Raw genomic sequence first — 22,273 nt, 5'->3', positions numbered from 1 at the left:
CCGCGTCACACAATAGACGACCTGGCTTGCTGATCCGGTGCGGGACGACAATCGCAGGCCGGGTGCGGCGACCATTGTCTGATGTCCAGCCGCGTCGGGTCATCTCGGAATTCCAACACATGGTCGAGCAGCTGCGGATCGGGTCGTGGCTCCACATGCGGCCGGTCGCGTACGGCCTCCACCAATTGCTCGATCTGCGAGTGGGCCATCGCGGCGGTCATCGCCACCACGGCCGGGCTCGCCTGACCCGACGTCCGGATCAGCTGGACGGCCAGGGCCGGCCAGTCCGGGTCCGCGTCGGACCGGTGACGGTCCGCGCACATGAGGCAACTCGACAGTCCGGGGAGCACCAGCGGGCCGACGATGCCCACCCCGTCGCGGACCCGGACCAGCAGATGGGGGATCCGGGCCCGGGTCAGTGCGAACACCACCCGCGGATCGTGGACGACGAAGTCGGTCAGGATCACCAGGTCGGTGTCGACGGCATCGAGCGTCCCGTCGGGTAGCCGCCGCATCGTCCGTCGAGCTGACAAACCCATGCTGCGCAACGAGTTCGACAGCTGTTCGCTGATCGGCCCCTGGCCATGGATCAGGATGTGGAACTCCGCGGCCGTGGGCGGGCGGTCGACAACCGCTCGGCCGGCCGACACCAGACTGCTCAGGACCAGATCGAGGTCGTCGTCGTGGAGGCCGGCCCGTCGGGCGCGGCGAGCGAAGGTGTCCGCCGTGCACGGATCCTCCAACGATCGAAGCAGCCCGGCGACGGAATACGCCGACACCGAGGCGTCGAAGTCGAGGAGCAGGCTGTCGGCCGGATCGATGCCCACGCGGACCGAGTTGCCCGGCTGGACGATGACGGGCGTCCCCGGGAGCAGCCGCGGGACCGCGGGCGGAACAGCGCAGGGGGACACCGAGATGGCGCTGGAACTCGTCCGGGCTGGCGACATGCGGCAACTCTGCCAGCCGAACGCCGTCGCGGGCGCTCGGCGAGCAGGTTATCCACAGCATGGCGTGTTCCACCGGTGGTGTGGATTCCTACGATCCGCCTCGTGCCGATTCGCCGCCGTCATCGTTACGGGACTCGTCGGTGGCGTCGCGCGCCTTCTCCTCGGCGATGGTCTTCTCGAGCTGGGCGATCGGGTCGTCGAGGTCGTCGCCGCCCAGGAGCCGGTCGATGAAACCCGCAGGGTTGTCGAGGTCGTCGGCATCCGGCAGCAGATCAGGGTGTGCCCACACGCCGTCCCTGGTCGCGACGTCGGTGGCCTCCAGCGCGCGGCGCCACAGCTCCGACGCCTCGCGGACCTTGCGGGGCCGAAGCTCGAGACCGACGAGGGTTGCGAATGTCTGCTCGGCCGGCCCGCCCGACGCGCGCCGACGCCGCATGGTCTCGGTGAGTGCCCCGGTACTCGGGATCCGGTCGCCGAGCGCTCGGGTCACGACCTGCTCCACCCAGCCCTCGATCAGGGCGAGGAGGGTCTCGAGACGGCCGAGGGCCGCTTTCTGCTCAGGTGTCGTGGTCGGCTCGAACGACGTCGATGAACTGATGATCTCCTCGAGTTTCGAAGGGTCGGAGAGCAATTGGGTCGGGTCGATCCCGGCGGTGGCGTCGGTGATGCCGCTGAAATCGATACTGATGCCGCGGGCGTATTCCTCGACGGTGGTCAGCAACCGCTGACGCAGCCAGCCGACGTGGGTGAACAGGCGCACATGGGCGGCCTCGCGCGCGGCGAGGAAGACGATGATCTCCTGCGCCGGCTGCTCCAGACCCTCGGCGAACTTGGCGATCGCCTCGGGGAGCAGGACGGCGATCCCCTCGGGCGCCAGCGGCAGCCCGACGTCGGTCGACGTCAGCACCTCCTTGGCGAGCTGACCGAGCCCCTGTCCGAGCTGGGTGCCGAACGCCATGCCGCTCATCTGGGTCAGCATCCCGATCATCGGGCCGGCGAACTGGGCCGCCTCGGCGGGGAGGTTGTCCTGCCAGGTTCGGGCCAGCTGCTCGGCGACCGGGTCGCACAAACCCTTCCACGTGTCCATCGACTCCTCGAGCCATTGGACCGGTGTCCACGCCACCGTCTGGGTGACGCCGCTGGGGAAATTCGTCGCGTCGTCGAGCCAGACGTCGGCGAGCCGGACCGCGTCGGCCGAGGCCGAGATCTCCTTCTCGAGGATCGGGGTGAACGAACCGATCTGCTGCCGGGCGAGATTGGTCGCGACCGAGTAGTTCACCGGACCGTTTCCGCCGCCCGCCATGCCCGCGCCCATACCGCTGAACATGTTGCCCAGTTGCGAGAACATCTGGCCGATCATGTTGGGATCGAACTTCGAGGGGTCGAAGTCGCCGCCGGGACCGCCGCCGAACCCCTGCCCGCCCCCGAATCCGAACGGGTTGGCCCCGCCGAACGGGTTGCCACCGGGATTGTCGCCCGGCTTGTTCTTGTCACCGCTGTTCTTGTCGCGGTCGTCATCGCCGTCACCGGACGACGAGAAGCCGAAGGGCAGATCACTCATGGGTTCCACCGTACCGCCCGGTGAGGCCCGCAAACGGCGACGACTGTTCGCCCTGCGCGTAGTCGGCTCATGGTCGCCTCGGCGCAGCCGACTGGTTGCCTCCGCGCATCCGACTCGTGGTCGCTGCGGGGCACTATCGTGTGCGGAATGAGTTCGAGCCCCCGATTCCGGAGAATCGCCGCGGCCGCGGTCTCCACCGTGGTCCTGCTGGCGTTGCTGGTGCTCGGCACGCAGGTGCAGGTGCCCTACGCCGCGCTCGGGCCCGGACCCACGCTCAACACCCTCGGTACGACGAAGGTGGAGGACGACGGGGCGGTGGTGGAGCGCAAGGTCGTGCAGATCGACGGTGCGCCGACCGATCCGACGACCGGCCACCTCAACCTCACCACCGTCTCGGTGCGGGACGGGATCTCGCTGTTCGACGCCCTGGGCATGTGGGTGTCGGGCACCTACTCGCTGACGCCGCGCGACCAGGTCTATCCGCCCGACCGCACCACCGAGCAGGTTCAGGAGGAGAACGCGCAGCAGATGGCGGGGTCAGAGGAGAACGCGACGGTCGCCGCGCTCCGTTACCTCGATCGTCCCACCGCGTTGCGCATCGCGAGCGTCGCACCCGACGGGCCCGCGGTCGACGTGCTGCGCGCCGGCGACGAGGTCGTGGCGGCCGGCGGCGTGCCGGTGGAAACGGGTGAGCAGCTGCGGAAGGTCGTCGGCGACAATCCGCCGGGGACCGTCCTGCCCATCGAGATCGTCCGCGCCGGTGCCCGGCAGACCGTGTCGGTGACCCTCGGCACGCATCCGGCCGACTCCGAGGCCGGATACTTGGGCGTCGTTCCGGAGGTGGTCGATGCCGATCCGCGCCTCGAGGTCACCTACAACGTGGGGGACATCGGGGGACCGTCGGCGGGGATGATGCTGGCACTCGCGGTCATCGACCAGCTGAGTCCCGGCGAGCTGACCTCCGGCAAGTTCATCGCGGGCACCGGCACGATCACCGACGAGGGGGTTGTGGGTCCCATCGGTGGGATCACGCACAAGACCCGGGCCGCCCGCGACGCCGGCGCGACGGTCTTCCTGGTCCCGGCCCGCAACTGTGCCGAGGCGGTCTCGGAGCGACCGGACGGATTGGAGCTGGTGAAGGTCGACACCCTCGAGGGCGCTGTCGACGCGCTGAACGCGGTCGGCGCGGGCCGTCCGGCGCCGAGCTGCTGAGGCTTGCCAGGACTGCCGCGTCAGCCCCGGTCGGACGACTCCGGTAGATCGGGAGCGAAGGTGTCGCGCAGCGCGGCCCGCAGTTCGAGTGCCAGTTGCGGGTGGGTCAGCAGTTCGGGTTCCCCGTCGGGTTCGGGTCGAAGGCGCATGAGCGCGAGATCGGCGCCGGTGCGCAGCACCCCGACCACCAGCCGCGCAACCTCCTCGCCCGGATGGTGATCGCCGGTGTCGGTGACCTCGAAGCGGGGCGTCCGGTCGTCGTCGTCTTCGGGATCGGCGATGACGATCTCCATACTCACCGCCGCCCCGGCGACCTCCTCTGGCCAGACCGCCGAGGCGAGGAACTCGTCGAGGTCGTCGACGTCTTCCTCCACCGGGGTGAACACCGAACCGTCGTCGGCGATCACCTCGGGAAGCTGTGCGTGGAGGAGGGCGGTCGGCGCCAGCGCGAACACGGACGGTGACTGACCCCAGCCACGGGAGTCGAGGTGTTCCATGATCTCGTTCAACGCGCTGCCGAGATCGTCGGTGGAGAAGGCGCGTGGGGTCGTCGGGAGGTCGGGCACGTGCTCATCCTGCCCCGGATCGCGGTGCGACCGCGAGTCTGCGACGCCGCCAGGGAACCGCTGAGGTGTGGCGATCGTTGAGCGGGCGCCCCGAGTGAGTTGGTCACCCGGGTGGTGCCAGTACAGTGGGCACCACGCCCAGCAGGCACGTGTGCGCGGGTGGTGTCCGGATTGAGAGCTTTGGAGAGTGGGTCTGGTGGGCGTCCGAGGGCCGGCGGGAATGCCGACACTGTCACGCAGGAGCAAGATCATCATCGGGCTCGGCGTGGCCGTCCTGGTGCTGTTGCTCGTCGGGCCACGCCTGATCGGTCTCGCGACCGACTGGCTCTGGTTCTCCGACGTCGGGTATTCGAGCGTCTTCACCAAGGTGATCTGGACGCGCGTGATCCTCTTCCTGATCACGACGATCGTCGTCGGACTCATCATCTTCGGGGCGGTCTCCCTGGCGTACCGCAGTCGCCCGGTGTTCGTACCGACCGCGGGCCCGAACGATCCGCTCGCCCGGTACCGCACGGCCATCATGGGCAAGGTCCGCTGGTTCGCCATCGTCCCGGCGGTGATCATCGGCGCCCTGGCCGGCCTGGTCGCGCAAGGGTCCTGGGCGACCGTCCAGATGTTCCTGCATGGTCAGTCGTTCGGTCGGACAGACCCTCAGTTCAATCTCGACATCGGGTTCTATGCCTTCGACCTGCCGTTCTTCCGCTTCGTGCTCAACCTGCTGTTCGTCGTGGTCGTGGTGGCGTTCCTGGCGAACCTGGTCACGCACTACCTGTTCGGAGGTATCCGCCTGGGGCAAGGCGGTGGTTCGGTCACGACCGCGGCACGCATTCAGCTCGCGGTGCTGGCGGGCACCTTCCTACTGCTGAAAGCGGCCGCCTACTGGCTCGACCGGTACACCCTGCTGTCCAGTCAGCGGAAGGCCGAGATCTTCCCGGGGGCGAGTTACACGGACATCAACGCGGTGCTGCCGTCGAAGCTCATCCTGATGGCGATCGCGATCATCTGTGCGGTGGCGTTCTTCGCCGGGATCGTGCTCCGCGACCTGCGGGTGCCGGCACTGGCCACCGTCTTGATGTTGTTCTCCGCGTTGCTCATCGGGGTCGGCTGGCCGCTGACGATGGAGCAGTTCTCGGTCAAGCCGAATGCCGCGCAGAAGGAAGCCGAGTACATAGAACGCGCGATCACCTCGACCCGCGAGGCGTACGGGATCGGGCCGGACAAGGTCATCACCCAGCCGGGCTGGACCGCCGGGCCGGCAAACCCGGCGCTGGTGAACAGCGATGAACCGACGCTGTCGAACGTCCGGATCCTGGACCCGAATGTGGTGTCCCCGACGTTCATCCAGCAGCAGCAGCGGCAGAACTTCTACGGATTCCCGACGCAGCTGGCGGTTGACCGCTATCGCATCGACGGCGAGCTCCGTGACTTCGTGGTGTCGGTGCGCGAGCTCGATCCGAGCCGCTATCTCGAAAACCAGCAGAACTGGCTGAACAAGCACCTGGTGTACACCCACGGCGACGGGTTCGTCGCCGCCCCGGCCAACCGGGTGAAGGAGTCGACGGACGTCAACAACGTCGACGGTGGCGGCGATCCGTTCTACTACGTCAGCGACACCTCGAACTACCAGACCGAGGAGTACAAGCGAGACGCCCCGATCAAGGTGTCACAGCCGCGGATCTACTTCGGCGAACTGCTCGCGAAGATCGACCCGGACTACGCGATCGTCGGTTCCGACGACGGGCAGGCTCGGGAACACGACATCGGGGACGACAAGTACACCTACCAGGGGCCGGCGGGAGTCTCGCTCGGCAACTGGTTCTCCCGAGTCCTCTATGCCGGCAAGTACGCCGAGCGGAACTTCCTGCTGTCGGGCGAGATCAACTCGGCATCGAAGATCATCTACAACCGCGATCCCCGGGACCGCGTCGAACAGGTCGCACCGTGGCTGACGGTCGATTCGAAGACGTACCCCGCGGTGATGGAGGACGGCTCGATCAAGTGGATCGTCGACGGTTACACCACCCTCGACGACTACCCGTACTCGCAGCCCACGTCGTTGCAGAGCGCGACCGCCGACGCCCAGGACCTCAACCCGGGGCAGACCGGTCGGACGCAGATCAACAAGACCGTGTCCTACGTGCGCAACTCGGTGAAGGCGACCGTCGATGCCTACACCGGCGAGGTCGAGCTGTATCAGTTCGACACCGATGACCCGGTGCTGAAGACGTGGATGGAGGTCTTTCCCGACACGGTCAAGTCCCGCGCCGACTTCGACGCGCAGACCTCCCTGCGGGATCACGTCCGCTACCCCGAGGACATCTTCAAGATCCAGCGGTCGCTGCTGACCCGCTACCACGTCGATTCGCCCCAGACGTTCTTCCAGGCGAGCGACTTCTGGTCGGTGCCCTCCGATCCGACGGACCCGGACGCCGAGCAGCGCGGACTGGACCAGCCCCCGTACTACTTCGTGGCCTCGGATCCGGAGAGCGGTGAGCCGACGTTCCAGCTGACCTCGGTGCTGACGCGACTCAACCGACCGATCCTGGGCGCCTATGTGACCGTGTCGTCGAATCCCGAGAACTACGGTCAGATGACGGTCAAGCAGTTGCCCAGCAACTCCCAACGGTCCGGTCCGCAGCAGGCGTTCAACCCGATGCGCACCGACCGAACGGTGGCGGAATCACTGAAGTCGCTCGAGAACACGGCGACGGTGACCTTCGGTAATCTCCTCACGCTTCCGGTGGGCGACAACGGCATCCTGTACGTCGTCCCGTTGTACGCACAGGCCCAGGGCGAAGAGGCCTTCCCCCGTCTGTTCCGTGTGATCACGAGGTTCGAATCGGCAGACCGGGTATCCGGGATCGGTTATGCACCCACGACCCGCGAGGCTCTGCGGCAGGTCGGCATCACGCCCGCTGCCGGAGTGGTCCCCGGCGATCAGCAGGCACCGCCCGCGCCGGACCAGGCCGGAACGCCCGCACCGGCCACGCCGGCACCGAATCAACCTCCGCAGCAGGGTGATTCGCCCGAGCGGGACGACGCGGCAAACGCCATCAGTGACGCGATCACGGCGCTACGCCAGGCTCAGCAGAGTGGCGACTTCGCAGCGTACGGCGAGGCGCTCGACCAGCTGAGTCAGGCGGTTGCCCGCTACGAGTCGCTGGCGGCTCCCAACTAGTCGAACGACGACCCAGGCCGGGCGCTATCTGCGAGTCATACCGCTATCCGCGGTATTTCCGCAGGTAGCGCTCGGTTTCGTTGGGGGTGTTGTCGGGGAGCACCGGGCTGTGGTGGTGCCGGTGGCCCAGCGAGAAAAAGATCGACACCGCCGTCGTGAAAGCCGCGACCATCAGCAGGCCGCAGATGATCGCGGGGCCGACATTCCCGACCGCCATGTGGACCAGCCAGAGCGCGGCCATGGCGAATCCGGTCAGTGCCAAGACGAACCCGACGAAACTCATCGGATGGTTCCCGTGGCTCTCGTGGTGGAAGCGGTGGGTGTTCATGGTTCCTCCTCGGCGGGGCGTCTCGTGAGCCGAGTGTACGCCTGATGTGACTGGCATCACATTGCACCGCGGCGACGGGCGGGCGATTCGAGTCGTCACGTCACCTGGGGCTATAGAGGTGCGAGTGACTGCCGTCACTGACGTTTTCCCAGGTCGGATGGGGTTGGAGTACCGATTTGCATCGCTGACAAACCGGTGTGTAACGTTGTGTTCACCAACGCGGGGTGGAGCAGCTCGGTAGCTCGCTGGGCTCATAACCCAGAGGTCGCAGGTTCAAATCCTGTCCCCGCTACCAACACCAAGAACCCCCGCCCGGGACGCCCGGGCGGGGGTTCTTGCTATGTGCGGTCCTGTCGTAGGCGGGACAAGCCCGACGCTTCGGGAACCCAACCGGGCAGGCCCGGATGCGGCCGCATCGGCGGGCGGATCATCCGCTCTGGTCGGTCCCCGTGGCACCGTCGCGGCCGGCTTGCCGACCGAACAGTCTGCGAAATCTGCACTCCCAGGTCGTCGCATCGAGCGTTGTACCCACTCTGACCAGGCGATTTGACGACGGGTACGGCGGTGCGTAACTTATGTCGAGTCAGCGAGCCACGGCGCCGCCCCGGAAGACCTGGAAGGGTCTGATGGTGGGGAGTGGAGACCGGGTTTCTTGGCTGGCCGCCCCTGAATGTTTTGGCTTGAGTCGTTGTGGCTCGGGTAGAGTGTTTGGGGTTGCTGGGTCTTTCAGTGGTTCGGAATTCTTCGGGGTTGCGGGCTGCGGGTGGGGTCTGGTAGGCTGGAAGAGTTGCCCCGGAGACGGGGTGGCTGGCAAGGTTGAATACGAAGTCTGCTGGTGAGAGCCCTGATTTGGGGTGGGTAGCTGGTGGGTGTGTGTTCTTTGAGAACTCGATAGTGTGATGATGAATTGTCTGATGCCAATTTTTGGCATCGTGCATCTTTTGTGGATGTAGATGTTTGTTTTTGTGTGACGTCCGGGCCCCGTCCTGGGTGTCACATTTTGCTAGGTTTATTTTGGTCAGGTTGTGCTTTCCTGATTGTGTTGAAACGCCGGCCCTTGTGGGGTTGGTTTTGTTTCACTGTTTTTTCATGGAGAGTTTGATCCTGGCTCAGGACGAACGCTGGCGGCGTGCTTAACACATGCAAGTCGAACGGAAAGGCCCAGCTTGCTGGGTACTCGAGTGGCGAACGGGTGAGTAACACGTGGGTGATCTGCCCTGCACTCTGGGATAAGCCTGGGAAACTGGGTCTAATACCGGATATGACCAACTGTCGCATGGTGGTTGGTGGAAAGCTTTTGCGGTGTGGGATGGGCCCGCGGCCTATCAGCTTGTTGGTGGGGTAATGGCCTACCAAGGCGACGACGGGTAGCCGACCTGAGAGGGTGATCGGCCACACTGGGACTGAGACACGGCCCAGACTCCTACGGGAGGCAGCAGTGGGGAATATTGCACAATGGGCGCAAGCCTGATGCAGCGACGCCGCGTGAGGGATGACGGCCTTCGGGTTGTAAACCTCTTTCACCAGGGACGAAGCGGAAGTGACGGTACCTGGAGAAGAAGCACCGGCCAACTACGTGCCAGCAGCCGCGGTAATACGTAGGGTGCGAGCGTTGTCCGGAATTACTGGGCGTAAAGAGCTCGTAGGCGGTTTGTCGCGTCGTCTGTGAAATTCTGCAACTCAATTGCAGGCGTGCAGGCGATACGGGCAGACTTGAGTACTACAGGGGAGACTGGAATTCCTGGTGTAGCGGTGAAATGCGCAGATATCAGGAGGAACACCGGTGGCGAAGGCGGGTCTCTGGGTAGTAACTGACGCTGAGGAGCGAAAGCGTGGGTAGCGAACAGGATTAGATACCCTGGTAGTCCACGCCGTAAACGGTGGGTACTAGGTGTGGGTTCCTTTTCACGGGATCCGTGCCGTAGCTAACGCATTAAGTACCCCGCCTGGGGAGTACGGCCGCAAGGCTAAAACTCAAAGGAATTGACGGGGGCCCGCACAAGCGGCGGAGCATGTGGATTAATTCGATGCAACGCGAAGAACCTTACCTGGGTTTGACATACACCAGACGCGGCTAGAGATAGTCGTTCCCTTGTGGTTGGTGTACAGGTGGTGCATGGCTGTCGTCAGCTCGTGTCGTGAGATGTTGGGTTAAGTCCCGCAACGAGCGCAACCCTTGTCCTGTATTGCCAGCGGGTTATGCCGGGGACTTGCAGGAGACTGCCGGGGTCAACTCGGAGGAAGGTGGGGATGACGTCAAGTCATCATGCCCCTTATGTCCAGGGCTTCACACATGCTACAATGGCTGGTACAGAGGGCTGCGATACCGTGAGGTGGAGCGAATCCCTTAAAGCCAGTCTCAGTTCGGATTGGGGTCTGCAACTCGACCCCATGAAGTCGGAGTCGCTAGTAATCGCAGATCAGCAACGCTGCGGTGAATACGTTCCCGGGCCTTGTACACACCGCCCGTCACGTCATGAAAGTCGGTAACACCCGAAGCCGGTGGCCTAACCCCTTGTGGGAGGGAGCTGTCGAAGGTGGGATCGGCGATTGGGACGAAGTCGTAACAAGGTAGCCGTACCGGAAGGTGCGGCTGGATCACCTCCTTTCTAAGGAGCACACAACATCACCCATTTCTGCCGGCGTATGTCTGTGCGGTGGGTGTGTGTTCGAGGGTGAAACATCAGACAGGCTCACTTCTTCTACACCGGTAGAGGGATCGGGGGTCACCGCGGGTCCGTGAGGGCTGGCGGGTTCATTGTCACGCTATCGGGGTTCTGAGAGAACACACGCGTGTTGTCTCTGACCTAGCTCATGACTGGGGTGCGGGTGGTGATCGTGACTGTGATGGTCGCGGGAGCGCGTGCACGGTGGTGGGTGTGTGTTGTTTGAGAAGTGCATAGTGGATGCGAGCATCTTTATTTCAAACCAATGCTTCGACTGTTGTTGGAGTGCTGGTCTGTGATTTAGCAGAAATTGTAGTGTTTTGTGGTGTCTACATTCGATCCTCGTTCATGGCTGGCCTTGTGCTGGTTGTGGGTGGGGGGTTGTTTGTAGGTGTTGTTGTAAGTGTGTAAGGGCGTTCGGTGGATGCCTTGGTACCAGGAGCCGATGAAGGACGTGGTAGGCCGCGATAGTCCTCGGGGAGTTGTCAAACGAGCTGTGATCCGAGGGTGTCCGAATGGGGAAACCCAGCACGAGTGATGTCGTGTTACCACCAGCTGAATGTATAGGCTGTGTGGGGGGAACGTGGGGAAGTGAAACATCTCAGTACCCATAGGAAGAGAAAACAATTGTGATTCCGTGAGTAGTGGCGAGCGAAAGCGGAGGAGGCTAAACCATGCGCATGTGATACCGGGTAGGGGTTGTGTGTGTGGGGTTGTGGGGTTCGTCTTCTTCCATCTGCCTGTGGAAGCGTGAGTCAAAAAGCTGTGTGTTAGGTGAAGTGGCCTGGAATGGTCTGCCGTAGTCGGTGAGAGTCCGGTAGCTGAAAACACATGGTCTTGCGTGACGGTGTCCCCAAGTAGCAGCGGGCTCGTGGAATCTGCTGTGAATCTGCCGGGACCACCCGGTAAGCCTGAATACTTCCTGGTGACCGATAGCGGACTAGTACCGTGAGGGAAAGGTGAAAAGTACCCCGGGAGGGGAGTGAAATAGTACCTGAAACCGGACGCTTACAATCCGTCAAAGCCTGTGCCTTCGGGGCGGGTGATGGCGTGCCTTTTGAAGAATGAGCCTGCGAGTTAGTGCTCGGTGGCGAGGTTAACCCGTGTGGGGTAGCCGTAGCGAAAGCGAGTCTGAATAGGGCGATAGAGTCGCCGGGTCTAGACCCGAAGCGGAGTGATCTACCCATGGCCAGGGTGAAGCGTCGGTAAGACGTCGTGGAGGCCCGAACCCACTTCAGTTGAAAATGGAGGGGATGAGTTGTGGGTAGGGGTGAAAGGCCAATCAAACTCCGTGATAGCTGGTTCTCCCCGAAATGCATTTAGGTGCAGCGTCACATGTTTCTTACTGGAGGTAGAGCTACTGGATGGCCGATGGGCCCCACAGGGTTACTGACGTCAGCCAAACTCCGAATGCCGGTAAGTGAGAGTGTGGCAGTGAGACTGCGGGCGATAAGGTTCGTAGTCGAGAGGGAAACAGCCCAGATCGCCGGCTAAGGCCCCTAAGCGTGTACTAAGTGGAAAAGGATGTGGGGTCGCGAAGACAACCAGGAGGTTGGCTTAGAAGCAGCCACCCTTGAAAGAGTGCGTAATAGCTCACTGGTCAAGTGATCCTGCGCCGACAATGTAGCGGGGCTCAAGTACACCGCCGAAGCCGCGGCACTCACACGTTAGCCCGTCGATCTTCTATGGAGGGTCGACCAGGTGTGTGGGTGGGTAGGGGAGCGTCCTGCATCCGTGGAAGCGCCGGAGTGATCCAGGTGTGGAGGGTGTGGGAGTGAGAATGCAGGCATGAGTAGCGAAAGCAGAGTGAGAAACTCTGCCGCCGAATGACCAAGGGTTCCTGGGCCAGGCTAATCCGCCCAGGGTGAGTCGGGACCTAAGGCGAGGCCGACAGGCGTAGTCGATGGACAACGGGTTGATATTCCCGTACCCGTGTATCCGCGCCCATGCTGAATCAGTTGTACTAACCATCCTGATCCCCCGGGAGCACCTTCGGGTGCCGAGTGGGGTGATGCATGGGACCTTGGCTGGTAGTAGGCAAGCGATGGGGTGACGCAGGAAGGTAGTGGGGCCAGTCAGTGGTTGTACTGGTGTAAGCCTGTAGGGCGAGTGATAGGCAAATCCGTCACTCACATAGCCTGAGAGGTGATGCGTAGCCGTTGTGGCGAATTCCATGATCCTATGCTGCCGAGAAAAGCCTCTAGTGAGTTGGTACACGGCCCGTACCCCAAACCAACACAGGTGGTCAGGTAGAGAATACTAAGGCGATCGAGAGAACTGTGGTTAAGGAACTCGGCAAAATGCCCCCGTAACTTCGGGAGAAGGGGGACCCATCCTGGTGACGATCTTTTCGGTCTGAGCTGGTGTGGGTCGCAGAGACCAGAGAGAAGCGACTGTTTACTAAAAACACAGGTCCGTGCGAAGTCGTAAGACGATGTATACGGACTGACGCCTGCCCGGTGCTGGAAGGTTAAGAGGACCGGTTAATCACTTCGGTGGTGAAGCTGAGAATTTAAGCCCCAGTAAACGGCGGTGGTAACTATAACCATCCTAAGGTAGCGAAATTCCTTGTCGGGTAAGTTCCGACCTGCACGAATGGCGTAACGACTTCTCTGCTGTCTCAACCACAGACTCGGCGAAATTGCAGTACGAGTAAAGATGCTCGTTACGCGCGGCAGGACGAAAAGACCCCGGGACCTTCACTATAGCTTGGTATTGGTGTTCGGTTCGGTTTGTGTAGGATAGGTGGGAGACTGTGAAGTGGGCACGCCAGTGTTCATGGAGTCGTTGTTGAAATACCACTCTGATCGTATTGGACTTCTAACCTCGGACCCTGATCGGGTTCAGGGACAGTGCCTGGTGGGTAGTTTAACTGGGGCGGTTGCCTCCTAAAAGGTAACGGAGGCGCCCAAAGGTTCCCTCAGCCTGGTTGGCAATCAGGTGTTGAGTGTAAGTGCACAAGGGAGCTTGACTGTGAGACGTACATGTCGAGCAGGGACGAAAGTCGGGACTAGTGATCCGGCACCGGCAAGTGGAAGCGGTGTCGCTCAACGGATAAAAGGTACCCCGGGGATAACAGGCTGATCTTCCCCAAGAGTCCATATCGACGGGATGGTTTGGCACCTCGATGTCGGCTCGTCGCATCCTGGGGCTGGAGTAGGTCCCAAGGGTTGGGCTGTTCGCCCATTAAAGCGGCACGCGAGCTGGGTTTAGAACGTCGTGAGACAGTTCGGTCTCTATCCGCCGCGCGCGTAAGAAACTTGAGGAAACCTGTCCCTAGTACGAGAGGACCGGGACGGACGAACCTCTGGTGTGCCAGTTGTCCCGCCAGGGGCACTGCTGGTTAGCTACGTTCGGAAGGGATAACCGCTGAAAGCATCTAAGCGGGAAGCCTGTTCCAAGATGAGGTTTCTCACCCCCTTCGCGGGGTTAAGGCCCCCCACAGACCATGGGGTTGATAGGCCAGAACTGTACGCACAGCAATGTGTTCAGGTGACTGGTACTAATCGGCCGAGGACTTACCAACAACACCCACAACATCACCAAACACGGTTTTGGTGTGTTCGCATCCACTATGTACTTCTGAAACAACACACAACAAACAAATAAACACTGTTGTGTGACAGTTGTTTCACAGAGTTACGGCGGCTATAGCGGAGGGGAAACGCCCGGCCCCATTCCGAACCCGGAAGCTAAGCCCTCCAGCGCCAATGGTACTGCACCCTAATCAGTGTGGGAGAGTAGGACACCGCCGAACACAATTTCAGAAAGGCCCCGCAACCCTCGTGGTTGCGGGGCCTTTCTCATTGGTGATCAGCTCAGGTGGTGGACGTCCGCCAAGCCGTATACGGGCGTGGGGATTCCTTCATATCGCGCCTTCAGCTGTAGGGCGAGATACAGCGAATAGTGGCGCGACTGGTGCAGATTTCCGCCGTGGAACCACAGGCCCGGTTGCTGGGTGGGCTTCCACATGTTCCGCTGTTCGCCCTCCCAGGGGCCCGGGTCCTTGGTCGTCTCGGAACCGAGTCCCCACACCTTTCCGACACGGTCGGCGACCTCCTGTCCCATGAGGTCGGCGGCCCAGCCGTTCATCGATCCGTACCCCGTGGCGTAGACGACCACGTCGGCGTCGATCTCGGTCCCGTCGGCGAGCACCACCGAATTCTCGGTGAGGTGGTCCAGTTGACCGTGGACCAGCTTGATCGTTCCGTCGGCGATGAGTTCGCTCGCGCCCACGTCGATGTAGTAGCCGGACCCGCGGCGTAGGTACTTCATGAAGAGTCCGGAGTCGTCGTCGCCGAAGTCGAGCTCGAAGCCGGCCGCCTCGAGTCGTTCGTAGAATTCCTTGTCCTGTTGGCGGATCTGGTCATACACGGGTATCTGGAACTGGTGCATGATCCGGTAGGGCAACGAAGCGAAGGTGAGATCAGCCTTCTTGGTCGTCATCCCGGAGGCGACCGCCTCCTCGCTGTACAGGGAACCGAGGGCGATGGACCGCAGCGAGTCGGATTTCACGATGTGGGTCGAGGAGCGCTGCACCATCGTGGCGTCGACGCCGTTGTCCACCAGCGCCTTGCAGATGTCGTGCGCGGAGTTGTTGGAGCCGATGACGACGACCTTCTTGCCGAGGTAGCCGTCCGGTCCGGGATGTGCGCTCGAGTGGTGTTGCTCGCCGGCGAACACATCCTGCCCGGGGACCGAAGGGACGGCAGGTTTGCCGGACATCCCGGTCGCGAGGACCAGCTGCGTCGGATGGAGCGTGAGGCGCTCACCGTCCCGGTCGACCTCAACCGTCCACCGTGACTCGGCCTCGTCGTACTCAGCGGACAGACACGTCGTCTTACTCCAGTACGGAACCTCCATGACCTTGGTGTAAAACTCGAGCCAGTCGCCGATCTTGTCCTTGGGTGCGAAGACCGGCCAGTTGTCGGGGAACGGCAGGTACGGGAGATGGTCGTACCAAACCGGGTCGTGCAGGCACAGCGACTTGTAGCGTTTGCGCCACTGGTCCCCGGGACGGTCATGGCGATCGACGACGACCGACGGCACGCCGAGCTGGCGGAGTCGTGCGCCGAGCGCGATACCGCCCTGCCCGCCGCCGATCACGAGCACGTACGGTTGCGCCGACCGTCCGAGCGACAGTTCCTCGTCGGCCTTCTTCTCCGCCCAGGAACGGGTGTCGGGGTCGGAACCGTGCACCGCCCCGAGCGGTCGATTCGGGCCGGCCGACTCCTCGTGTCCCTTGAGTTCCTGCATCGTCGTCAGCAGCGTCCAGGCCTTGTCCTCCCCGGCGTCGCGCCCGCCACCGTCGGTGCCGGCGTCGTCGCGACGGATGCGCAGGTGTCCCTCACACCGTCCGACGGCGGTCTCGAACGCGATGAACGCCGAGACGACGCCGTCCCCGTCGTCGGTGGCCGGTTCAGTGGTGGTGAAGTTCGACGGGCGGGTGTCCGCGAGACGCGCGGTCAGCATGTCGGCGATCTGCTCGTGGCCCTCCACCGTCTTGATGTTCCAGGTGAATGCGGTCAGGTCGCGCCAGTAGCTGTCGGTCAGAAACGCGTTCGTCGCGCGGGCGATGTCGTCTGCGGCGAGTGCGGATTCGAACTCACGCAGCCAGGCGTCCATCCGCTCCTGCGGGGTGCGGTCGAGATGGACCAGCGGTTCCAATGTCTGAGTCATGATGCCTCCTCGAGATGTGCCCCGCGAACGTGATGTGGAACACAGCGGGTTGTGGACAGCAGACGCCCCGGCGCCGGGTGGCGGCAAGGGTTGCAGGGGGTTGCGAGGGGCGGGGTACGTTGTCGTCGTCTGTGACGTGACGCACAATCGAAGAGATGAACGCTTACGAGTCGGCCTCCGAGCTGGAGCCCGCGGTGCACGCCGGCGACGATCCGCGCGAGTTCGCGTCCGTTCTCAGCGCGGTTCACGACGCGGCGATGTCGGGCGGGCGCATGCCGGCGCGTCCGCGCAGCGTCATCGACGACTCGTGGCAGCGACTCCGACGTGCCGGTCTCGACCCGGACGTGGACTGCGCCGGGGAACGGACGCTTCAGCTCGAGGAGCTCGAAGAACGCCGCCGACGCTCCGGCCTGGCGGAGGTCGTGGACGAGTTGGCACGTGGCCTCGACTCGCTGATCGCCGACGGTGACAACATCCTGGTCGTCTCGGATGCCGACGGGCACGTGCTGTGGCGGAGCGGGTCGTCGAAGGTGCTCACGCGCGCGGACACTCTCGGATTCGTCGAGGGTGCCGACTGGGCCGAGGGCTCGGTGGGGACCAACGCGATCGGTACGGCACTGATGTCCGGTCGTTCGGTGCAGGTGTTCTCGGCCGAGCACTTCGTGCGCAGTCATCATTCGTGGACCTGTACCGGTGCACCGATCAAGGACCCGCGGACCGGTGAGATGTTGGGGGTGGTCGATGTGAGTGGTCCGGCCGCCACCATCCATCCGACCACCTTGGCGCTGGTGCATGCGGTCGCCCGGCTGGCCGAATCACAACTACGCGAGAGCCACCACCGACGACTCGATTCGTTGCGGGCGGTGGCCGCGCCGATCCTCGCCCGCATGCCCGGCCCAGCGTTGGCGGTCGACACCGACGGGTGGGTCGCCGCCGTGGACACCGTGTCTCCGCGATCGCGACTGATCCTGCCGCCGCGGCTCGGCCCCGGCCGGATCTTCGTGAATGCGCTGGGGGAGTGCGACGTCGAGGCGTTGCCCGGCGGATGGTTGGTGCGCGTCGCGGAGACCTCGGACGCATCCACCACACGGGTGATCGTGCGGGTACCGCCGGACGCGTCGGGTCTCCGAAATGTCGAGGTCACTGTCGAAGGCGCGAGCGGTGCCTGGACCCATCGCTGTTCGCCCCGGCACGGCGAGATCCTCACCCTCCTGGCGCGACGGCCCGGCGGCGTCACCGCGGCCCAGATGTCGATGCACCTGTTCGGCGTCGACGACCGGACGGTCACAGTGCGGGCCGAGATGTCCCGGCTGCGCAAGCACTTCGGTGGTCTGCTCGTGGCGGGCCCGTACCGGTTCGTCGACGGGGTCGACGTCGAGGTGCTCGCCCCCGAGATCACCACCGTGCACGACTGATCTACACGGGCTCAGTCGTACTCGGCGACCACGAGCCCACGGTCGAAGGCGTACACGATCGCCGCCGCCCGGTCGCGGAGGTCGAGCTTCGTGAAGATGTGATTGATGTGGCTCTTCACGGTCACCTGCGAGATGCCGAGCGCCGCACCGATTTCCGCGTTCGTGCGGCCCCGCGCGATCAGGCGGAGGACATCGGTCTCGCGATCGGTGAGCCCGGGTACGGTGCTCACCTGCTCGCGACCCGACCGTCGGAAGCCGTGGAGAACGCGTTCGGTCACCGCCGGATCGAGGAACGCGCCGTCGCGAACCACCGCGCGGACCGCCCAGATCAGCGCCTCGGCCGGCGAATCCTTGAGGACGAATCCGGCAGCTCCGGCGCGCAGGGCACGGGACAACAGGGCGTCGTCGTCGAAGGTCGTCAGGATCAGCACCGGCGGCGGCACCCGCAGGGTGCGCACCATCGTGGTGGCGGTGATGCCGTCGACGTCGCGCATCCGCAGATCCATCAGGACGATGTCGGGCCGGTGTTCGGCGATCCCCGCGAGGACTCCGGAGCCGTCCGCGCACTCACCCACGATGTCGAAGCCGTCGCGCAGGCGCAGGATGCGACGCAGGCCCGTACGGATGAGCTCCTGGTCGTCGACGAGGAGAACCCGGATCGGGTCGGTCGCGGGATCGGTGGGTGCGGTCGTCGTCATACGGGCGCCCCCGCGGTGATCGGTCGCGACGGCAGCGTCGCGTGTACCGACCAGGAGCCTGCGCGATGTGATGTGTGGAGCGTGCCGCCGAGCAGTGCCGCGCGCTGGGTCATTCCCTCGATACCGGTGCCGTCGCATTCTCGAGGCCGATCCTCGGTCGCCGGGTTCTCGACCGTGAGAGCCACTGCATCGGCCACCGACACCGAGACCGAGGCCTGCTTGGCCACCGAGTGTTTGACGACGTTGGCCAGGGACTCCTGGGTGATCCGATACAGCGCCGCACCGACCGGACGTGGCAGCTCGGTGAGGTCGCCGACGAGGCTGAAGTCGATGTCGACGCCGGCCTTGCGGTAGTCCTCGACGAGCCGGACGAGGTCTCCGGCGCCCGGTGACGGGGCCGTCGTTCCCGTCGGCTCGGTCGTCCCCAGTACGTGGACGATGGTGCGGATCTCGGTCATCGCCTGTCGGCCTTGGCGTTCGGCGTCGGAGAGTGCCTCCAGTGCCTCCTCGATGTCACGATCCTGTTCGAGCACGCGACGGGCGCCGGTGACGTTGAGCATGGTGATCGACAGGGAATGCGCGATGACATCGTGGATCTCGCGGGCGATCCGCTGTCGTTCGTCGCTCGCGGCGCGGTCGGCACGCTCGGCGAGCACCCGGGCCCGGTTGTCGGCCAGACGCTTCTGGATCAGCATCATGTAGCCGATCAGCCAACCGCACGCGACGCCGAGCGCGTAGATGGCCGGTGACTCGAGACCGCCGACGGCGCCGAACCACACGATGACGGCGAGGCAGGCCGCCGTCACGATCAGTCCGCCGGGAAGGGGATACATCGCGGCGGCGATCGCCGCCACCAGGACGAGTTGGAGTGGGGCGGCGTCGGTGGGCGTCGGGACCATGAGGAAGCAGACCGTACTGGTGATCACCGCAGAGCACGGGTACGCGGTCGGCGGCAGGGTCAGGTCGAGCACCAGCGAGAGCACGGCGAGGACCAGAGCCGCGATCACCCACCCGATCTGATCGAACGGGAAACGTTGTGCCGTCGACACCAGTGTGACCACGACGCTCGACGACAGGATCACCGCGGGGTACAGCGGCGGGTAGTCGCCGCCCGCCCGTTCGATCCGCCGGCGCAGCCCCGCGCCCATCTCCGCTGTGAAGACCGTCACCGTTCCAGGATAGTTCCGCAGAACTGCCGAACGTCCGCCTCACGGTGGATTCCGCTGTCCACCCTGGGGTGGAGAACCGGTCAACCCGCGGGATGGCGACTCGGGACGATGGCCTCCATAACGTTGTGAGCAGCGAAATCGCCGACCGAGGAGGACATCATGAGCACGCTGCGGACACGACCCCGGCGCTGGGAGCGCCTCGAGACCCGACCAGGGCCGACAGATCCCGCCCTGGCCCCGCCGATCGACGCGCGCGGCGTACCGGTGCCGGGCCACGCGGGGTTCGGCCGTCCGGTCGTCGTCGGAGTCGACGGGACCGACGCCTCGTTGCGTGCGGTGAAGGTCGCCTTTCGACTGCTCGGCGATTCCGGCGACCTGATCCTGATCTGCGCCACGCGGCGTCGTCGGAAAGAAGCGAGCACCACGCTCCACGACGCCCTCAAGGACGAGTCCTATCTGCTTTCCGGTCAGGCGGGAGTCGACGAGACCCTGCGGACCGCCGCCGAACTCGCGAGGTGGCACGGTGCACGGACGGTGTCGACCATGAGCGAGGTCGGCGACCCGACGTCGGTCCTGCACCGGGCAGCCCGACGTGTGGAGGCCGGCGCCGTCGTCATCGGAACCGGTGGGACACGACCGGGCTGGATCGCCCGACGTCTCGCCGGACGCCTCGACGCCGACGTCACGCTGATCGTCACCGACGGGTCGGTCCATCTGCGCCGACGGGCGGCGCGGGTCGACGATGTCCGCGACACCACCTGGACCTTCCCCTGGCCGGCGCCCGCACCGCGACCCGTGTAGCAACGGCCGCGTGACACGATGTGCAGATGCACATCACCGACGAGTCGAGGCTGCGGGACATCGTCGGCCATCCGATGGAGCTCATCCGCGACAAGGCGCGGAACTCACTCGCCGACGTCGACCGGGAATGGCTCGCGGAGTCGCCGATGGTGTTCCTGGCGACCGCCGACGAACTCGGACGGATCGACGTGTCGCCCAAGGGCGACCCGGCCGGCAAGGTCGTCCACGTCATCGACGACCGGCACATCGCGATACCCGAGCGGCCGGGCAACCGTCGTGTCGACGGCTACGTGAACATACTCCGGAACCCCAACGCGGGCACCATCTTCGTCGTACCCGGTCGCGGGGACACGCTGCGGATCAACGGCCGCGCCCGCATCGTCGACGACGCCGACTACTTCGACGACCTCACGGTCAGCGGTAAGCGGCCGATCCTCGCGGTGGAGATCACCGTCGACGAGGTGTTCTATCACTGTCCCAAGGCGTTTCTCCGATCCGATCTGTGGAAGCCGGACTCATGGCGACCCGACGCGCTGCCCTCGGTCGCGGAGATCACCCGGCGCGTGATGCCCGAAGCGGGCAACGAACGGTTCACCGAGGACAGCTTCCGTCCCTACCTCTACTGAGGGCGGCGAGCTACGCCGAGGTGTCGTCGAAAGCGCCGACGAGTGCATCAGCGATCTCGTCCGCGGGTTCGAGGGGAACAGTGTGATGACTGCCGCTGTGCAGCATCGTCACCCGCGCCGAGGGCAACAATGCCCGTGCACGCCGTGAGACGACCCTCGGATCGTGCGCCCGGCTGTCGGGGGCGACTATCACGGTCACCGACCCGCCGTCTCCCAGTGCCGAGAGTGCTTCATCGGTGGGCCGTTTCGGAACCACGGTCGGCGCGGTGGGGAACCGGGCTCCGGCGCAGTACATGTCACGCCAGTCGGGGTTCAACGCGGCCCCACCGGTCTCCCATCGGAGGAAACGCCGGAGCCGCCCGGGGTTGGGAGACAACAAGACTGGCAGAGCCCGCAGGAGATAGGTCGTGCGCAGGCCGGTGAAGGACGAGGTGGGGTCGACGAGCGCGAGCCGGTCCACCCGGTCCTTGCCGGGACCGACCGCGTAGGCCAGCGCGAGCATGGCACCGTAGGAGTGGCCGGCGAGGTCGACGTGTGCGGCGCCGAGCCCGTCGAGGACGGACGACAGCCAGTCGAGTAGGTCGCCTGCGGTGTCCGGGGGCCGGGTCACGTGGGAACGGCCGACGTCGTTGATGAGGTCGACTGCGTGTACCCGGCGTGTTCGTGCGAGGGAGCCGGCGACGTTCACCCAGGCCATCGAGGTCGCCCCGCCGCCTGGCAGCAAAATCACCGGTCTGGTCCCGGCCGGTCCGAAACTGTTGACTCGCGTGGTGCCGAACCGACTGCCGATGTCGAGTGGTGTGGCGGACGACCTCTGCACGAGGGCGTCGTAGTGGGCGAAGAACGTGGCGCCGTCGGGCGTGGCGGCAAAGGTGTCGATCGTCGGGCGGACCTTGGCGAACATCGGACTCCCTCCGGCAAATTACTCGATCATCGAGATACTAGACTGTCGAGTGGTGACGAGTACAGTAACCGTGTGAACAACGACGACCTCGTGCACCGGTTGCGATCGTTGACCTTAGAGCTCGATGTGTTCGGCTCCGCTTTCGCCGCCCGAAACGAATTGCACGCCACCGATCTCCGAGCCCTCGTCGCGCTGTTGGACCGGCAGCGGTCAGGCGACGTCGCGTCGCCGGGTTGGCTGGCCGGTCATCTCGGCCTCAACAGCGCATCGACGACGGCCCTGATAGATCGCCTGGAGACGAAGGGCCTGGTTTCGCGCTCGCGGGACGGCACCGACCGTCGGAAGGTGGCGCTGCACGTCACCGACGCGGCTCAGCAGATGGGGTGGTCGTTCTTCGGACCGCTCATCGAGCAGGTCATCGCCGTGGCCGACGGATTCTCCGACGATGAACTTGCCGCCATCCGCACCTTCCTCGATCGGGTCACGACTGCGGTGGCCGACGCTCGCAGCCGCTGACCGAGAC

14 protein-coding genes, 1 tRNA gene and 3 rRNA genes are annotated in these 22,273 nt (G+C 64.4%); 10 read left to right on the top strand and 8 right to left on the bottom strand.

The annotated features are described in order from the left end of the window. Positions 1-5: 5 nt before the first annotated feature. Both GR168_RS16765 and GR168_RS16760 read right to left on the bottom strand, forming a co-directional pair. Complete coding sequence (locus GR168_RS16765) at positions 6-947, bottom strand: hypothetical protein (protein WP_091344360.1); 942 nt, start codon at positions 945-947, stop codon at positions 6-8. Between the two features lie 88 nt (positions 948-1,035). Further along, the gene (locus GR168_RS16760) at positions 1,036-2,508 is read right to left on the bottom strand and encodes a zinc-dependent metalloprotease (protein ID WP_058251886.1); all 1,473 of its coding nucleotides are present in this window, start codon (positions 2,506-2,508) and stop codon (positions 1,036-1,038) included. Positions 2,509-2,655: 147 nt separating this feature from the next. Between GR168_RS16760 and GR168_RS16755 the strand changes: the two genes are divergently transcribed. Next, complete coding sequence (locus tag GR168_RS16755; protein WP_203235867.1) at positions 2,656-3,720, top strand: PDZ domain-containing protein; 1,065 nt, start codon at positions 2,656-2,658, stop codon at positions 3,718-3,720. 20 nt (positions 3,721-3,740) lie between these two features. On the opposite strand, the gene GR168_RS16750 is transcribed toward GR168_RS16755, so the two are convergent. Then, positions 3,741-4,286 (bottom strand): PPA1309 family protein, encoded by a 546-nt coding sequence (locus GR168_RS16750; RefSeq protein WP_065631883.1) that lies wholly within the window; start codon positions 4,284-4,286, stop codon positions 3,741-3,743. 187 nt (positions 4,287-4,473) lie between these two features. Between GR168_RS16750 and GR168_RS16745 the strand changes: the two genes are divergently transcribed. Further along, a complete protein-coding gene (locus tag GR168_RS16745; protein ID WP_068970008.1) occupies positions 4,474-7,464 on the top strand; it encodes a UPF0182 family protein in 2,991 nt (996 codons plus the stop codon). A gap of 43 nt (positions 7,465-7,507) precedes the next feature. Here GR168_RS16745 and GR168_RS16740 read toward each other — a convergent pair whose 3' ends face one another. After that, entirely contained in the window at positions 7,508-7,792 is a 285-nt protein-coding gene (locus GR168_RS16740) for a hypothetical protein (protein ID WP_058251883.1), read from the bottom strand. A gap of 218 nt (positions 7,793-8,010) precedes the next feature. On the opposite strand from GR168_RS16740, the gene GR168_RS16735 reads away from it, so the two are divergent. The 4 genes from GR168_RS16735 to rrf all read left to right on the top strand — a co-directional run bounded on the left by GR168_RS16735 (position 8,011) and on the right by rrf (position 14,215). Further along, positions 8,011-8,087 (top strand) — tRNA-Met (locus GR168_RS16735). Between the two features lie 791 nt (positions 8,088-8,878). Continuing rightward, positions 8,879-10,401: ribosomal RNA gene (locus GR168_RS16730) — 16S ribosomal RNA — on the top strand. 454 nt (positions 10,402-10,855) lie between these two features. After that, positions 10,856-13,984, top strand: a 23S ribosomal RNA gene (locus GR168_RS16725). Between the two features lie 114 nt (positions 13,985-14,098). Then, positions 14,099-14,215, top strand: a 5S ribosomal RNA gene (gene rrf / locus GR168_RS16720). Together the 16S, 23S and 5S rRNA genes form the textbook arrangement of a ribosomal RNA operon. Positions 14,216-14,271: 56 nt before the next feature. On the opposite strand, the gene GR168_RS16715 is transcribed toward rrf, so the two are convergent. Further along, positions 14,272-16,137 carry an NAD(P)/FAD-dependent oxidoreductase gene (locus tag GR168_RS16715; RefSeq protein WP_159371267.1) on the bottom strand — a complete coding sequence of 622 codons (1,866 nt, stop codon included), beginning with the start codon at positions 16,135-16,137 and terminating at the stop codon, positions 14,272-14,274. A 155-nt stretch (positions 16,138-16,292) separates the two neighbouring features. Here GR168_RS16715 and GR168_RS16710 point away from each other — a divergent pair, with 155 nt between their 5' ends. Continuing rightward, entirely contained in the window at positions 16,293-17,552 is a 1,260-nt protein-coding gene (locus GR168_RS16710; protein ID WP_159371266.1) for a helix-turn-helix domain-containing protein, read from the top strand. An 11-nt stretch (positions 17,553-17,563) separates the two neighbouring features. On the opposite strand, the gene GR168_RS16705 is transcribed toward GR168_RS16710, so the two are convergent. Both GR168_RS16705 and GR168_RS16700 read right to left on the bottom strand, forming a co-directional pair. After that, entirely contained in the window at positions 17,564-18,250 is a 687-nt protein-coding gene (locus GR168_RS16705; protein ID WP_159371265.1) for a response regulator transcription factor, read from the bottom strand. After that, the gene (locus tag GR168_RS16700) at positions 18,247-19,419 is read right to left on the bottom strand and encodes a histidine kinase (protein WP_065631570.1); all 1,173 of its coding nucleotides are present in this window, start codon (positions 19,417-19,419) and stop codon (positions 18,247-18,249) included. Before GR168_RS16700 ends, GR168_RS16705 begins: the two co-directional genes overlap by 4 nt. A 159-nt stretch (positions 19,420-19,578) precedes the next feature. Here GR168_RS16700 and GR168_RS16695 point away from each other — a divergent pair, with 159 nt between their 5' ends. Together GR168_RS16695 and GR168_RS16690 are read left to right on the top strand one after the other, a co-directional pair. Further along, positions 19,579-20,220: a universal stress protein gene (locus tag GR168_RS16695; protein ID WP_159371264.1), complete on the top strand. Its 642-nt coding sequence runs from the start codon at positions 19,579-19,581 to the stop codon at positions 20,218-20,220. A 26-nt stretch (positions 20,221-20,246) separates the two neighbouring features. Continuing rightward, a complete protein-coding gene (locus GR168_RS16690) occupies positions 20,247-20,846 on the top strand; it encodes an MSMEG_1061 family FMN-dependent PPOX-type flavoprotein (protein WP_159371263.1) in 600 nt (199 codons plus the stop codon). 10 nt (positions 20,847-20,856) lie between these two features. Here the strand turns inward: GR168_RS16690 and GR168_RS16685 are convergent, their stop codons facing one another. Beyond that, positions 20,857-21,750: an alpha/beta fold hydrolase gene (locus GR168_RS16685; RefSeq protein ID WP_159371262.1), complete on the bottom strand. Its 894-nt coding sequence runs from the start codon at positions 21,748-21,750 to the stop codon at positions 20,857-20,859. Positions 21,751-21,822: 72 nt separating this feature from the next. Here GR168_RS16685 and GR168_RS16680 point away from each other — a divergent pair, with 72 nt between their 5' ends. Then, on the top strand, positions 21,823-22,266 hold the full coding sequence (locus GR168_RS16680; protein WP_065631567.1) for a MarR family transcriptional regulator: 444 nt from the start codon (positions 21,823-21,825) through the stop codon (positions 22,264-22,266). Positions 22,267-22,273 lie beyond the last annotated feature (7 nt).

It is taken from the genome of Gordonia sp. JH63, assembly GCF_009856645.1.
Classification (GTDB): Bacteria; Actinomycetota; Actinomycetes; order Mycobacteriales; family Mycobacteriaceae; genus Gordonia; species Gordonia hongkongensis.
The sequence above is the reverse complement of the archived record's forward strand: the minus strand, read 5'-3'. Positions and strand labels throughout refer to the sequence as shown.

Excerpts from the sequence above, each read along its gene's own strand:
- GR168_RS16740 (WP_058251883.1), bottom strand. The coding sequence starts at position 7,792 with ATGAACACCCACCGCTTCCACCACGAGAGCCACGGGAACCATCCGATG.
- GR168_RS16715 (WP_159371267.1), bottom strand. The coding sequence starts at position 16,137 with ATGACTCAGACATTGGAACCGCTGGTCCATCTCGACCGCACCCCGCAG.
- GR168_RS16755 (WP_203235867.1), top strand. The coding sequence starts at position 2,656 with ATGAGTTCGAGCCCCCGATTCCGGAGAATCGCCGCGGCCGCGGTCTCC.
- GR168_RS16685 (WP_159371262.1), bottom strand. The coding sequence starts at position 21,750 with ATGTTCGCCAAGGTCCGCCCGACGATCGACACCTTTGCCGCCACGCCC.
- GR168_RS16760 (WP_058251886.1), bottom strand. The coding sequence starts at position 2,508 with ATGAGTGATCTGCCCTTCGGCTTCTCGTCGTCCGGTGACGGCGATGAC.
- GR168_RS16765 (WP_091344360.1), bottom strand. The coding sequence starts at position 947 with ATGTCGCCAGCCCGGACGAGTTCCAGCGCCATCTCGGTGTCCCCCTGC.
- GR168_RS16710 (WP_159371266.1), top strand. The coding sequence starts at position 16,293 with ATGAACGCTTACGAGTCGGCCTCCGAGCTGGAGCCCGCGGTGCACGCC.
- GR168_RS16705 (WP_159371265.1), bottom strand. The coding sequence starts at position 18,250 with ATGACGACGACCGCACCCACCGATCCCGCGACCGACCCGATCCGGGTT.
- GR168_RS16695 (WP_159371264.1), top strand. The coding sequence starts at position 19,579 with ATGAGCACGCTGCGGACACGACCCCGGCGCTGGGAGCGCCTCGAGACC.
- GR168_RS16690 (WP_159371263.1), top strand. The coding sequence starts at position 20,247 with ATGCACATCACCGACGAGTCGAGGCTGCGGGACATCGTCGGCCATCCG.